The sequence below is a fragment of the Ralstonia flaminis genome (assembly GCF_958415495.1).
Lineage (GTDB): Bacteria > Pseudomonadota > Gammaproteobacteria > Burkholderiales > Burkholderiaceae > Ralstonia > Ralstonia flaminis.
On the sequence record NZ_CATZLL010000004.1, the window covers coordinates 161,906 to 175,973 of the forward strand.

At 63.0% G+C, this 14,068-nt stretch carries 15 protein-coding genes; 7 read left to right on the plus strand and 8 right to left on the minus strand.

Going from position 1 to position 14,068, the window contains the following annotated elements; genetic code table 11:
- The first annotated feature begins 31 nt into the window (after positions 1-31).
- On the plus strand, positions 32-637 hold the full coding sequence (locus R2N11_RS07620; RefSeq protein WP_316680700.1) for a LysE family translocator: 606 nt from the start codon (positions 32-34) through the stop codon (positions 635-637).
- Positions 638-645: 8 nt separating this feature from the next.
- Here R2N11_RS07620 and R2N11_RS07625 read toward each other — a convergent pair whose 3' ends face one another.
- From R2N11_RS07625 to tsaB, 3 genes are read right to left on the minus strand one after another with little or no spacing between them, the layout of a single operon-like run.
- Positions 646-1,452 (minus strand): uracil-DNA glycosylase, encoded by an 807-nt coding sequence (locus tag R2N11_RS07625; RefSeq protein ID WP_199028151.1) that lies wholly within the window; start codon positions 1,450-1,452, stop codon positions 646-648.
- On the minus strand, positions 1,449-1,976 hold the full coding sequence (rimI, locus tag R2N11_RS07630; protein ID WP_316680702.1) for a ribosomal protein S18-alanine N-acetyltransferase: 528 nt from the start codon (positions 1,974-1,976) through the stop codon (positions 1,449-1,451). The genes R2N11_RS07625 and rimI overlap by 4 nt, the downstream gene beginning before the upstream one ends.
- Positions 1,973-2,710 (minus strand): tRNA (adenosine(37)-N6)-threonylcarbamoyltransferase complex dimerization subunit type 1 TsaB, encoded by a 738-nt coding sequence (gene tsaB, locus R2N11_RS07635; RefSeq protein ID WP_316680703.1) that lies wholly within the window; start codon positions 2,708-2,710, stop codon positions 1,973-1,975. Before tsaB ends, rimI begins: the two co-directional genes overlap by 4 nt.
- A 162-nt stretch (positions 2,711-2,872) precedes the next feature.
- Between tsaB and R2N11_RS07640 the strand changes: the two genes are divergently transcribed.
- Complete coding sequence (locus R2N11_RS07640; RefSeq protein WP_021194339.1) at positions 2,873-3,142, plus strand: acyl-CoA-binding protein; 270 nt, start codon at positions 2,873-2,875, stop codon at positions 3,140-3,142.
- Between the two features lie 44 nt (positions 3,143-3,186).
- Here the strand turns inward: R2N11_RS07640 and R2N11_RS07645 are convergent, their stop codons facing one another.
- The 4 genes from R2N11_RS07645 to R2N11_RS07660 form a co-directional block, all read right to left on the minus strand.
- Positions 3,187-4,644, minus strand: coding sequence for a DHA2 family efflux MFS transporter permease subunit (locus R2N11_RS07645; protein WP_316680704.1), 1,458 nt, complete (start codon positions 4,642-4,644; stop codon positions 3,187-3,189).
- Positions 4,645-4,728: 84 nt separating this feature from the next.
- Positions 4,729-5,199, minus strand: coding sequence for an SRPBCC family protein (locus tag R2N11_RS07650; protein WP_199028143.1), 471 nt, complete (start codon positions 5,197-5,199; stop codon positions 4,729-4,731).
- Positions 5,200-5,310: 111 nt separating this feature from the next.
- Positions 5,311-6,891 (minus strand): malate synthase A, encoded by a 1,581-nt coding sequence (aceB, locus tag R2N11_RS07655; RefSeq protein ID WP_316680705.1) that lies wholly within the window; start codon positions 6,889-6,891, stop codon positions 5,311-5,313.
- Between the two features lie 80 nt (positions 6,892-6,971).
- The gene (locus tag R2N11_RS07660) at positions 6,972-7,670 is read right to left on the minus strand and encodes a haloacid dehalogenase type II (RefSeq protein WP_316680707.1); all 699 of its coding nucleotides are present in this window, start codon (positions 7,668-7,670) and stop codon (positions 6,972-6,974) included.
- 232 nt (positions 7,671-7,902) lie between these two features.
- Between R2N11_RS07660 and R2N11_RS07665 the strand changes: the two genes are divergently transcribed.
- The 5 genes from R2N11_RS07665 (at position 7,903) to R2N11_RS07685 (ending at position 12,555) form a co-directional block, all read left to right on the plus strand.
- On the plus strand, positions 7,903-8,832 hold the full coding sequence (locus tag R2N11_RS07665; RefSeq protein WP_199028135.1) for a LysR family transcriptional regulator: 930 nt from the start codon (positions 7,903-7,905) through the stop codon (positions 8,830-8,832).
- A 78-nt stretch (positions 8,833-8,910) separates the two neighbouring features.
- The gene (locus R2N11_RS07670; protein ID WP_199028133.1) at positions 8,911-9,345 is read left to right on the plus strand and encodes a universal stress protein; all 435 of its coding nucleotides are present in this window, start codon (positions 8,911-8,913) and stop codon (positions 9,343-9,345) included.
- Between the two features lie 197 nt (positions 9,346-9,542).
- Positions 9,543-11,033, plus strand: a complete 1,491-nt coding sequence (locus R2N11_RS07675; protein ID WP_316680708.1) for an NCS1 family nucleobase:cation symporter-1 — start codon at positions 9,543-9,545, stop codon at positions 11,031-11,033.
- 18 nt (positions 11,034-11,051) lie between these two features.
- Entirely contained in the window at positions 11,052-11,786 is a 735-nt protein-coding gene (locus R2N11_RS07680) for an aspartate/glutamate racemase family protein (protein WP_199028129.1), read from the plus strand.
- A 67-nt stretch (positions 11,787-11,853) separates the two neighbouring features.
- On the plus strand, positions 11,854-12,555 hold the full coding sequence (locus R2N11_RS07685) for a GntR family transcriptional regulator (RefSeq protein WP_316680709.1): 702 nt from the start codon (positions 11,854-11,856) through the stop codon (positions 12,553-12,555).
- A gap of 98 nt (positions 12,556-12,653) precedes the next feature.
- Here the strand turns inward: R2N11_RS07685 and aceA are convergent, their stop codons facing one another.
- Positions 12,654-13,961: an isocitrate lyase gene (gene aceA / locus R2N11_RS07690; protein WP_316680710.1), complete on the minus strand. Its 1,308-nt coding sequence runs from the start codon at positions 13,959-13,961 to the stop codon at positions 12,654-12,656.
- Between the last annotated feature and the right edge of the window lie 107 nt (positions 13,962-14,068).

Here is a 14,068-nt window from a genome sequence, read left to right on the forward strand (position 1 = left end):
CACCGCGCCATCGCCATTGGAGATCGACACCATGCTCGCTTGGGAACTGTGGGCCGCCTTTTTTGGCTACGCCATTCCGATGGTCATCAGCCCTGGCCCGGGCAACACATTGCTGGCGACCACTGGCGGGCGCCTCGGCATTCGCGGCTCGGTACCGTTCTGGCTAGGCTTTGAAGCCGCCAACCTGGTGCTGTGTCTGATCTACGGCCTCGGGCTCGGCCGCGTGCTGCACGACTATCCGGCCATCGAACAAGCGTTGAAATGGGTAGGCGTGCTGTATCTGCTCTATCTCGCCAAGGGCTTCCTGATGCCGTCGGCCAAGGGCACTGCGGAAGAGCGCGATACCTCGTGCCTGGGTTTCGGTGCGGGCTTCTTCTGCGTCATGGTCAACCCGAAGATCCACTCGATGATCGTCGTGATGTTCGCGCAGTTCCTCAAGCCTGGTGCGGGCATGGCAACGCAGGTGATGCTGCTCACGGCGGCCTTCTTGGTCGTTTGCGTGGCGTGCCACTTTCCGTGGATTGCGGGCGGCAAGGTCGTGCTGCAGCGCTTGCGCTCACCGCGGGCGCTGCGCATTCAGGGATGGATATTCGGGCTGTGCATGCTCGGCGTGGCAACGTATGTCGCCCTCACCTGAGTGCGATGCTATTGGCCACCGTGCTCTGCATAGACCTTGCGCGCGAGGCACAGGTCTTCCCACGCGCGGGCCTTGTCAGTGAGCGTGCGCAACAGGTAAGCCGGGTGATACGTCACCACCACGGGCACGCCTTCCACCTCGTGCACCTTGCCGCGCAGCTTGCTCACAGCCGTCTGTGTCTGCAGCAGGTTCTGCGCGGCAACGCGGCCCAGCACAACGATGATGCGGGGCTTGACCAGCGCAATCTGGCGCTTGAGATACGGATCGCACATCGCCGCCTCATCCGGTTCCGGATCACGGTTGCCGGGCGGACGGCACTTGAGCACATTGGCGATGAACACGCCTTTCTCACGCGAGAGGCCCACAGCGCGCAGCATGCTGTCGAGCAGCTTGCCGGCCTGACCGACAAAGGGCTCACCTTGCTTATCTTCGTTCTCGCCTGGGGCCTCGCCGATCAGCATCCACTCGGCCTGGCGGTCACCGACACCAAAGACCGTGTTGGTGCGACGCTCGCACAACTTGCACGATGTGCAGTTGGAAACGGCGTCTTCCAGCTGTGCCCAGTCAAACGCTGCAATGCGTTGCGCGCGGGGCGCGGCAGCGTCGTTCGGCGCATCGGTTGCATGAGCCACTTCATGCACCTCGGCGCGCGCGACAGCGAGTTCCTGGGCCGCCACCGCAACCTCAGCGGCAACCGGTTCAGTAACGGCAACCTCGACGATCTCAGCAACCTCCACCCCGGCCGGCTCGGCGCCGCGCAGTACCCATTCGCTGGAAACGCCCAGCGCCTCCAGCATGCGAGATCGACGATTCATTCTGCCTCCACCCCGCTTGCTTCACAGACGATGCGCATGACGAGCGCATCTTCGCGCGTGTTGTTCTCGGCCGGGTAATAGCGCTTGCGGCGGCCAATCTCGGCAAACCCGACACGGCGATACAGCGCAATCGCGCCGGTATTGGACGGCCGCACTTCCAGTAGCAGGCTGCCGAAACCATGTGCAAGCGTCAGCGCCACTGCCAGACGCAGTAGCCAACGCCCCAGCCCCTGCCGCTGCCAAACGGGGGCCACCGTCACGTTCAGCAGGTGCATCTCGTCAACTACCGGCATCAGGATCAGATAGCCCGCGACTTCGTTGCCACCATCACGCAGCACGATGCCAACGTGACCCGACTTGAGCGAGTCCTCGAAGTTACCGCGCGACCAGGGAAACGCAAACGCGACTTGCTCGATGGCAGCCACGCCGCTCAGGTCCAGCGCCGTCATGCGTTCGGTACGCCAGCCAGCCGGCAGCGGCGTTTGCGCAGTCACACTGGCCAATGCGTTGTCGATCAGGCTCATGCGCGGAGTCCTGCCGTAGCCTTGGCCTGCTGTACGGCCTGGCGCTCTTCGATGGTGAGTGCAACCTTGTCACGCACATACAGCGGAGCGGCATCCTCGGGGCGGACCGTGTGGCCGGCAGCCAGCAGGCGCAACCCGAGCATGACGATCTCGCGCGCATGCGGCGCCACCTCGGGCAGCACGGCGGCCGCGCCGGTCGCAGCGGCCAGTTGATCGCCGAATACCGTGGCAGCATTGCCGACCAGCCAATATGGCTGCGACGGCGCGATCACGGTCTGGGGGGCGCCCACCTGGATGGCCGAAAGCGCATGCCAGCCCGAAGCATCCTGTGCAGCATCGGCGGGGACGAAGCTGGCCCAGTAGCACTCGTCCATCCGCGCATCGAGTGCAACCGTCACCGCCGTACCGGCTGGCAATGTTGTTCGTGTCTGCTCCGCGCATGCCACCAGGGAGTTGACCGGCACCACTGGCAAGTCGGCGCCAAACGCCAGACCCTGCGCGACACCGCAAGCAGTACGCAGCCCAGTAAAGGAGCCGGGCCCTGCGCCAAAGGCAATCGCTGCACAATCGGCCAGGGCGATGCCGGCCTCGGCCAGCAATTCGCCGGCGGCCGGCAGCACACGGCTGCTGGAGCGCGCGCCGGTGTGCTCATGGCGGAACAGCGTGCGCGTGCCGTCACCAAGGGCGACGGAACAGAACTCGGTGGAGGTATCGAAAGCAAGAATCCAGGGCATGGCGGCATTGTACCGGCTGGTGTGACGGCTGAATGCGCAAACCGACACCACCTTATGGGCAAACGTGCGCGGAAAACCGAAGGCATCCTCGAATTCAAACGGCCCGACCGCGCGACCCCGGCGCTATCATCGCCGGACCATTGTTTTCAGCCGGGAATCATCATGAGCGACTTGCAAGCCCGTTTCGACCAAGCCCAGATCGACGTCAAGGGCCTCTCCGAGCGCCCCGCCAACATGACGCTGCTGCGTCTGTACGCCCTCTTCAAGCAAGGCAGCGAAGGCGATGCGCACGGCGACAAGCCGGGCTTCACCGACATCGTCGGCCGCTACAAGTTTGAAGCGTGGGAAGGCCTGAAGGGCACCTCGCAAGACGACGCCAAGCAGAAGTACATCGACCTCGTCGAAGAGCTGAAGAGCGGCGCGACGACCTGATCGTTGCCTCGTCAGACGAAAAACCGGGCCTTGTGCCCGGTTTTTTATTGCGCGGCGGGAATGGCGAATGCCACCTCGCGCCGCCGCATGCGCCACGCAGCCAGCACCGCCAGTGCGCACAGTGTGCCAAGGAAGATGAAGGTCTCATCGAAGGCGAGAATGCGTGCTTCCGGATCAACCGCGGCGCCATGGATGGTCTCAATGCCGCGTGACGCGAGCCGCCATTGCAGGAAGATGCCCGTGGCCGACACGCCAATCGCCCCGCCGAGCTGGCGCAGGAAATTGACGGCGCTGGAACCCTGCGGGATCAGTGTGAAATCCACACCGCGCATGGCACCCAGGCTCAATGATGGCAGCACGAAACCCAGCCCGATCCGGCCAACAACGGCAATGGCGATCAGCAGCAAATAGCTCGTCGCGCGGGTATTGGTGGCCATCAGGAAGAAGGACACTGCCAGCGCAGCCAACCCGAACGACACTAGCCGGAACGGCTCGATACGGTTGGTCAGGCGCCCCGCCAGCACGATGGTCACGGCCAGCACCAACCCGGCCGGCAGCAAGACCAGCCCCGCACGCGACGGCGCATAGGCCAGTGCCACCTGCATATACACCGGCACCAGATACGTCGAGCCGTACAACCCCGCTCCGTAGATAAAGGCGACCACCGCCCCCATCGCAAACTGCCGGTAGCTGAACAGCCGCAGATCCAGCAATGGCGACTCCACCCGCCGCTGCCAGAAGATGAAACCCACCACACATGCGGCCGCCACGGCCATCAGCATGACACCATGTACGGCATCGGAATGCAGCGCCACAAGCCCGTTGAGCAGCGACACCGTGGCCGCGCCGATCAGCAGCAGACCTCGCCAATCGAGCGGCTTGGGCTCCCCCGCCATGGATGAATTGAGCGCCATGAAGCGCCGCGCCATCATCCAGCCCAACAGCGTGAACGGCACCACCACGAAAAAGATCGAGCGCCAGCCGAACAGCTCCACCAGAAAGCCGCCCACGCTTGGGCCCACCGCTGGCGCCAGCACCACACCAAAACCGAACAGACCGAACGCCTTGCCCTGCTCCCGCTCAGGAAACACGCGCAGGATCAGGATATTGGGCAACGGCTGCATGACGCCAGCGGCAATGCCTTCCACCACCCGCATGGCGATCATCACCTCGTAGTTGGGCGACAGCCCCCCGGCCAATCCGCCCAGCCCGAGCAGCAACAACGCCCCGACGAAAGTACGTCGCAGGCCGAAGCGCAATAGCAGCCACGGCGTGAGCAGCATCGCCAGCGTCATCGCCACCATGAAGCTGGCGGACACCCACTGCGCGCGCTCCTGCCCGAGCACAAAATGCCGGCTCAGATCGGGAATCGCCACATTGACGATGGTGGCCGAGATAACGGACGACACCGCGCCCACCATCAGCGTGAACAATACGAGCCACTTGAAGCGCTCGCCGTAGCGGGCACGCAGGGCCTCCAGGGTGGGCGTGAATGTCGTCATGGTCTCGTTCTAGTGATGTGAGACGACTTGGGGGACAAACCCTGCCCGGTGCGTCCTCCACGCATCGGGCGGGCGGTGAAGCAATCAGCCGAGGCGGCCAGTGGCGGCAATCTCACGAATGCGGCGCACGGTATCGATATCGCTCTCGCGATAGGCCGATTTGACGATCTCGGAATAGCGCGTGTCGCCCGTTTCATCGGCGCTGGGCAGCGTGGTGTCGTAGACGAAGCGGATGAACGTCGCATTGGCGTCGTTTGTCTCGATCGTCATGGTGAGCGAGCCGCCAGCGTGCTCGCCCGTGGCTGCGGTCGTATAGGTCACGCGCTTGTGCGGTTCGAGGGTCACGCGATCCTGAATGCGCGCCTTGCCGAAACGCAGCTCTCGCTCGATCCAGCCATCGCCTTCCGCAGTGATGATGCATTCGTCCAGGCTTTCGACAAATTCAGTCTGTTCCCGCACGCGCAGCACCAAGCCTTGCCAGATCTGGTTCAGGGTCAGCGTGTCGATGAGGGGGTTCAGTGGATCGTTGACTTCCACCAGGTGTTCAAAGCGCAAAGCGGCCTCCGCAAAATTTCCTGACATTATCGCGCGGCAGCGGAAAAATGAAAAAACGCCGGCGGGTTGCCCCAACCGGCGTTTCCATTGCGACCCAAGCGTCGCTTAGCGTCAGATCTCTTCGTACAGCGGCAGCGTCAGGAATTCTTCAAAGTTTTCCGACGTCGACATTTGTTCGAAGATCACTGCAGCGCGGTCAAAGTGGCCTACCGCGCCCGTCTCCTTCACCTTGGCCAGTTCTTCCGGGATCAGCTTGCGCACGAGGTCAGCCGTGACCTTCGTGCCGTCTTCCAGCTTGCCCTTGGGCGAGCGGATCCACTGCCACACCTGCGAGCGGGAGATTTCCGCCGTGGCGGCATCTTCCATCAGGTTGTGGATGGGCACGCAGCCGTTACCAGCCAGCCAGGCACCCAGATAGTGGATACCCACGTTGATGTTCATGCGCAGGCCAGCTTCGGTGATCGGCGTTTCCGGCTGGAAGTCCAGCAGGTCAGCGGCCTTCACTTCCACGTCCGGGCGTTGCTTCTCGAACTGGTTCAACTTGTCGCCCAGCACAGCCACGAATTCCTTCATCGCCGGTTCGACCAGACCCGGGTGAGCCACCCAGCCGCCGTCGTAGCCGTCGGTCGCGTCGCGCTTCTTGTCGTTGATGATGCCGGCCATGGCGATGGCGTTCTTCTCCGGATCGTTCTTGATCGGGATCAGCGCGCTCATGCCGCCGATGGCGGGCGCGCCGCGCTTGTGGCAGGTCTTGAGCAGCAGCAACGCGTAGGCGCGCATGAACGGCGAGGTCATCGTCACCTTGGCGCGGTCGGCCAGGCAAAAGTTCTTGTCGACCTTGAACTTCTTGATGCACGAGAAGATGTAGTCCCAACGGCCGGCGTTCAGGCCCGCGCTGTGCTCGCGCAATTCGTACAGGATTTCTTCCATCTCGAACGCGGCGAGGATGGTTTCGATCAGCACGGTGGCCTTGATCGTGCCTTGCGGCAGGCCGATCTCGTTCTGGGCCATCACAAAGATGTCGTTCCACAGGCGTGCTTCCAGATGGCTTTCCATCTTCGGCAGGTAGAAGAACGGGCCGGCGCCGCGGGCGATCTGCTCGCGGGCGTTGTGGAACAGGAACAGTGCGAAGTCGAAGATGCCGCCGGAGACGCGTTCACCGTCGATCAGCACGTGCTTTTCGTCCAGATGCCAGCCGCGCGGACGCACCTGCAGGGTGGCGATCTTGTCGTTGAGCTTGTACGTCTTGCCGTTCTGCTCCAGCGCGAGCGTGCGGCGGATGGCGGCCTTCAGGTTGACCTGACCCTGGATCTGGTTGTGCCAGTTGGGCGAATTCGAATCCTCGAAGTCGGTCATGTAGCTGTCCGCGCCCGAGTTGAACGCGTTGATGACCATCTTGGCATCCACCGGGCCGGTGATTTCCACACGGCGGCAATGCAGCGCCTGCGGGATCGGCGCGACCTTCCAATCGCCTTCACGGATGGCCTTGGTTTCAGCCAGGAAGTCCGGGCGCTCGCCGGCGTCCAGGCGCTTGGCGCGCTCGACACGGGCAGCCAGCAGCTCTTTGCGGCGCGGCTGGAAGGCACGGTGCAGCTTGGCAACCAGCGCCAGTGCTTCGGGGGTCAGAATGTCTTCATAGGCCGGCAGGATCTCGGCCTTGATCTCCATGCCTTGGGGCAGCGTGAGCGCCATGGTTTTCTCCAGAGGATGATGTGAGGGTTGAACGCGTTTTGTCTTGCTTTGGCCCTATGGCTGGGCCGATTTGAAATGCCTTACGTCAGTTGCCTTGCCTGTACAAATTGCAGCAGATCGCGCATGTCGTGACCGGCCGCGGTGGGTGCCACGTCGAGCACCTCGGGCGGATGCCCCAGGCGATTGATCCAGAAGGTCGTGAAGCCGTACCACGTCGCCCCGCAGGCATCCCAGCCGTTGGACGACACAAAGAGAATCTGTTCAGCCGGCACGCCAAAGGCTTGCGGTGCCAGCGCGTAAGCTTGCGGCGCGGTCTTGTAGAGCTTGACCACGTCGACCGAGAGCACGTGGTCGAACAGCCCGGACATGCCCGCACTCTTGACGGCGATGTCCAACATCTGCGGATTGCCGTTGGAGAGGATGCCCAGCGGCAATCCCATCTCGCGCAGGCGGCGCAGCGCGGGCACGTTCTCGGGAAACGACGACAAACACGCATACTCGCGCATCAGCGTGGCTTCGTCATGCTCCGACAGGGGCAGCCCCAGGCGTGCCGCCGCATAGCGCAGCGCATCGATGGTGATGTCCCAGAAAGGCTTGTAGTGCTCGCCCGAGGGGCCCGCCAGCGAGCGGATGCGTGTGTAGTCGATCTGCTTGTCACGCCAGAGCACCGACAGCGCCTCGCCCTTGCCGGCAAAGAGTTGCTCGGCGCGCGCAGCTACGGAATACACGTCGAACAACGTGCCATAGGCGTCGAAGACCACCGCGCGAATCGAACTCATAGACAAGCCCCACGAAGCTCCACGTAACCGAGGGTCGCACGCTCCGCTTGTTCTATTACGCAGAACGCCTCTCCGACCTTCGCAACGAGGGCCATTGTAGAAAAGGTGACGCACCGCACAAAGACGGCAATGGTCACTTGATCTTTGACTTTTACCCACCGAATAACGAGTGATAACCTTTATATTCGTCACAATCCCTCAGCCCTCTTATGGGGCTGTATAAGCATTGGCCATGGATCACTTCAAGCAACTCGAAACCTTTGTCGCCGTGGCCACGCGCGGCAGTCTGTCCTCTGCGGCCGCCGCTGAAGGTGTGGCACCGGCCATCATCGGGCGCCGCATCGATGCGTTGGAGGAGCGCCTGGGCGTGAAGCTGCTGGTGCGCACCACGCGGCGCATCACCCTCACCTTTGAAGGCTCGGCATTCCTGGAGGATTGCCAGCGCATCCTCAACGACCTGCATAACGCCGAGGCCAGCGTCTCTGCCGGCGGCGTGAAGGCCAGCGGCCACCTGCGGATCACGGCCCCGGCCGGCTTCGGCCGTCGCCACGTCGCGCCGATGGTGCCGGACTTCATCGAAGCACATCCGGATGTGTCGATGACGCTGGACCTGGGCGACCGCGTCGTCGACCTCGTCAATGAAGGGTTCGACTGCGCCATCCGCCTGGGTGATCTGCCCGACTCAAGCCTGGTATCGATCCGCCTGTGGGAGAACCGCCGCGTCGTGGTAGCCGCACCTGTCTATCTGGAGCGCCATGGCGTGCCAACCCAGGTGGAGCAGCTCTCGGGCCACAACTGCCTGGCCTTTGGCGCCAGCGCCAACGTGCAGCGCGGCTGGGTCTTCCAGCAAGGCGGCAAGACCGTCACCGTGAAGGTATCGGGCACGATGGAATGCACCGACGGCGCCGTGCTGCGCGAATGGTGCGTGCAGGGCTACGGCCTGGCATGGCGCTCGTGGTGGGAGGTCGGCCACGACATCGCCACGGGCAAGCTGGTGACGGTGTTGGATGCGTTCGAGGCGCCGCCGATCGGGATCCACGCTGTGTTTCCGCAGCGCAAGCATCTGCCGCTGCGTGTGCGGCTCTTCATCGATTTCCTCAAGAACACCTACGGTAACCCGGCCTACTGGCGCCGGGCCGATGCCCTCATCGGGATGGACTAGCGATCACTCCGGATGGGTGGAACATTGCACGCGGCCTACAATCAAGACAACGCGTATCCACCCAACCAAGGAGGCCGCATGTTCCAGCACATCCTCATCCCGACCGATGGTTCCGAGCTGTCGCGCAAGGCGGTGGCGGGCGCGCTCGACTTTGCCAAAACGCTTGGCGCGCGCCTGACGGCCTATACGTGCCTGGAGGAATACCCCTACACGCCCTTCTCCGAGATCGTCGTGGAGACCCCTCAGGCATTCAAGGAACGCGTTGAAGCCCAGGCGCGCGTGGTGCTCAAGGACGTGGAAGACGCCGCACGCAGCGCTGGCATCGACTGCGATACCGACATGAGCTGCTTTGCCGTGCCCTACATGGGCATCATCGATGCGGCCGAACGCCACGGCTGTGATGTCATCTTCATGGCCTCGCATGGCCGGCGCGGACTGGCCGGACTGCTGCTCGGCAGCGAGACGCAGAAGGTGCTCACACACACCGAGATTCCAGTGATCGTCTATCGCTGAGCCGCTTCCAGAAGACAGTATTCCATCGACATGCAGCCGCCCCTTACCGGGCGGCTTTCTTTTTGTTCTTGACTCTTGGCTTATCCACGTATACAACTTTGTACACAAAATTAAATATTATTGTGTACATGTTTGCGCACAATGAATGCACGGCCCAGACACGACTTCATGCCGGCATAAACCAAGGAGAAGACAGAATGACCACCACCACCGCTTCGGCGGCATCAGCAGGCGATCCGCCGCACGCGCATTCCAACGCCGTCATCAAGCCACGGTACGACCCACGGCTCACCAACGAAGACCTCGCCCCGCTGCGCAAGCAAACCTGGGGCACCTACAACATCTTCGCGTTCTGGATGTCGGACGTGCACAGCGTGGGCGGTTACCTGACGGCGGCGAGCCTGTTCTCGCTGGGCCTCTCCAGCCTGCAGGTGTTGTTTGCGCTGCTGGTGGGCATCCTGATCGTGCAGTTCTTCTGCAACCTTGTCGCCAAACCCAGCCAGGCCACCGGCACACCGTACCCGGTGATCTGCCGGGCATCGTTCGGGGTACTCGGGGCCAACATTCCGGCCATCATTCGCGGGCTGATCGCGGTGGCGTGGTACGGCATCCAGACCTATCTGGCCTCGCACGCCTTCCTGGTGCTGGCACTGAAATTCATGCCGGAACTCGCGCCCTACGCGGACGTGAAGCAACACGGCTTTGTCGGCCTGTCCACGCTGGGTTGGTCAGCCTTCATGGTGCTGTGGGTGCTGCAAGCCTTTGTGTTCTGGCACGGCATGGAATCGATCCGCAAGTTCATCGACTGGGCTGGCCCGGCGGTGTATGCGGTCATGATTGCGCTGGCAGTGTGGTTGGTGCACAAGGCTGGCTGGACAAACATCAACTTCACGCTCTCCTTCCTCAAGTACGAAGGCTGGGATGCCGTGCCCGTGATACTGGGCGGGATCGCGCTGGTGGTGTCGTACTTCTCAGGCCCAATGCTCAACTTCGGTGACTTCTCGCGCTACGGCAAGGACTTCGGCTCGGTCAAGCGCGGCAACTTCTGGGGCTTGCCGGTCAACTTTCTCGGCTTTGCTCTGCTGGTGGTCATTACCACCTCCGCCACGCTGCCCGTGTTTGGCCAATTGATTTCCGACCCGGTGGAAGTCATCGCCCGCATCGACAGCACGACAGCAGTGGTGATCGGCGCGCTGACCTTCATGATCGCGACCATCGGCATCAACATCGTCGCCAACTTCGTCTCACCGGCCTTCGACTTCTCCAACGTGGCGCCGCAGCACATCAGCTGGCGCACGGGCGGCATGATCGCGGCGGTGGCATCGATCTTCATCACGCCCTGGAACCTCTACAACAACCCCGAGGTGATCCACTACACGATCGACGTGCTGGGCGCCTTCATCGGTCCGCTGTTCGGCATCCTGATTGCCGACTACTACTTCGTGCACCGCCAGCAGGTGCACGTGGATGACCTCTACACGCTGCGCCCCACAGGCCGCTACTGGTTCCGCAACGGGTACAACCCGGCAGCCGTCTGGACGATGATCCCGTCCGCGCTGGTCCCGATGGCGTGCGTGGTGTTCGAGCGTCTGCAGTGGCTGGCCAACTACAGCTGGTTCATCGGCGTGGGTATTGCGCTGGTGCTCTACACCGTGCTGAGCCGCAAACAACTCGCCTCCGCCCATTGACCCTCACGACGCATCGATATGGACATCCGCATCATCAACCCCAATACAACCACCAGCATGACCGCGCTGATTGGCCGCTGCGCGCAGGCTGCAGCCGCATCGGGCACACGCATCACGGCGGTCAGCCCCAAGATGGGTCCGGCCTCCATCGAGAGCCACTACGACGAAGCGCTCTCGGTACCCGGCATCCTGGAGGAAATCCGCCACGGCGAACGCGACGGCGCCGATGCCTACGTCATCGCCTGCTTTGGCGATCCGGGCCTCTATGCCGCGCGTGAGCTGGCGCACGGCCCCGTGATTGGCATTGCCGAAGCGGCCATGCACATGGCCAGCCTGATCGGCAACAGCTTCAGCGTGGTGACGACGCTGGAACGTACTGTCGGCATGGCCTGGCACCTTGCCGAGCGCTACGGCATGCGCCATGCCTGCCGCAACGTCCACGCGAGTGACCTGCCGGTGCTGGATCTGGAAAAGCCGGGCTCCAATGCGCGCGGCATCATCCTGCAAGCCTGCCGCGATGCACTGGCGCAGGACCGCAGCGACTGCATCGTGCTCGGCTGCGCCGGCATGGCCGACCTATGCGAAGACCTGAGCGCCGAACTGGGCGTGCCTGTCATCGACGGAGTGGTGGCGGCGGTGAAGCTGGTGGAGGCGCTGGTCGGCATGCGGCTATCGACCAGCAAGCGCGGCGATTGGGCACGCCCGCTGCCCAAACCCTACACGGGGATGCTTGCACCGTTTGCATTAGCCTAGTGCGGCACGGGAGGGTGCATTTGCTACCATGCATCCTTCCGCCTTTTCTTCCGCTCTGCCACCCGCCATGCCCGCATCCGAACGGGAAACCACCGACACCCAGCCTGCTGCCGAACCGATCTACCAAGGCCTGCTGACGGCCATCATGGAGCACCGCTTGGCCGCTGGCACCAAGTTGGTCGAAGAGCGGTTATGTGAAGCCACCGGCGCAGGCCGACCGCGCATACGCCAGGTGCTGGCGCGGCTGGCGCATGAGCAACTCGTGACACTGGTGCCCAACAAGGGCGCCTTCGTCGCGCAACCCTCCGTAGAGGAGGCGCGCGACGTCTTTCAGACCCGCCGCATCATCGAACCCGAACTGGCTGCCATGCTGGCACGCGCATGCAAGCCGGCTCAGGCCACACGCCTGCGCAAACACATTGCCGCAGAGCATGCCGCACGCGAGCGCGGAGATCGCGCAGCCACCATCCGCCTCTCCGGCGAGTACCACGTGCTCGTCGCCGAGATGGCCGGCAACCACGTCTTGGAGCGGCTGATTCGCGAGACCGTCTCGCGCACCTGCCTGATCATCACGCTGTACGACCGCCCCGGCCTGCCCGCCTGCCCCGAGCACGAGCACGACACCCTCACGGAAGCCATTACCGCAGGCGATGCGGCACGCGCGCACGACCTGATGCGCGAGCACCTTGAGCACATCGAGCATTCGCTGGACCTGCATACCACGCCAACGTCGGCGCTGGATCTCGAATCGATTTTCAAGCGCGCATAAAAAAAAAACCGCGCCGTTGAGGAAAGCGCGGTTTCGAGAGGCCGGCGTGTGGTCAGCACGCTGGCTCAGGTGACCCGGATGCCGGATGCGTCGGCAACTCAAGCAACCTTTTTGGCTTGCGCCGTTTCTTCGAAGAATTGTTCGTCTTCCGTCGAGCCCTTGAGCGCCGTGGTGGACGCTTCGCGTTCGATAGTCTGCGTCACGGCATCGAAGTAGCCCGTGCCGACTTCGCGCTGATGCTTCACAGCAGTGAAACCCTTCTCCGCCGCCTTGAACTCGGCCTCCTGCAACTCGACAAAGGCGCTCATCTGGTTGCGGGCATAGCCGTAGGCCAGGTTGAACATCGAGTAGTTCAGCGCGTGGAAGCCGGCCAGCGTAATGAACTGGAACTTGTAGCCCATCGCACCGAGTTCCTTCTGGAATCGGGCAATCGTGACGTCGTCCAGGTTCTTCTTCCAGTTGAATGACGGCGAGCAGTTGTACGCCAGCATCTTGCCCGGGAACTTGGCGTGGATGGCCTGGGCGAATTTCTTGGCGTACTCCAGATCCGGCTTGCCAGTTTCGCACCACACGAGATCGGCGTATTCGGCGTAGGCCAGGCCACGCGAGATGGCTTGCTGCAGACCCGGCTTCGTGCGGTAAAAGCCCTCCACGGTACGCTCGCCGGTGCAGAACGGGCGGTCGTTATCATCCACGTCGGTGGTCAGCAGGTCAGCGGCTTCCGCATCGGTACGGGCGATCAGCACGGTCGGCACGCCCAGTACGTCGGCAGCCAAGCGAGCGGCAACCAGCTTGCTCACGGCTTCACGCGTGGGCACCAGCACTTTGCCGCCCATGTGACCGCACTTCTTCACGGCGGCAAGCTGATCTTCAAAGTGCACGCCTGCGGCGCCCGCCTCGATCATCGCCTTCATCAGTTCGAACGCGTTGAGCACGCCGCCGAAACCGGCTTCAGCATCCGCCACGATCGGGGCGAAGAAATCGATGTCGTCTTTGCCTTCCGACCATTGGATCTGGTCAGCGCGGGCGAACGTGTTGTTGATCTTCTTGACGACCTTGGGCACCGAGTCCACCGAGTACAGCGACTGGTCCGGGTACATCTCCCCGTTGCTGTTGGCGTCGCCCGCCACTTGCCAGCCCGACAGGTAGATGGCCTTCAGGCCGGCCTTGACCTGCTGCATGGCCTGGTTGCCCGTCAGCGCACCCAGCGCGTTGACGAATGGCTCGTTGTTGATCAGGTCCCACAGCTTTTCAGCACCGCGCTTGGCCAGCGTATGCTGGATCTGCAGCGAGCCGCGCAGGCGCACGACGTCTTCGGCGGTATAACCGCGCTTGACGCCCTTCCAACGCGGGTTGGTGTCCCATTCCTTCTGCAGTTGCTGCACTTGTTGTTCGCGCGTCGTCATCACACTCTCCTGCTTGATCGCATCCATCCAATAAGAATCGGGGTAACGCACTCACCGCTTGAAGCCAGCGGCCCTCCGCGGGCGCCCTCCCTGGGGCGCCGTTGGCT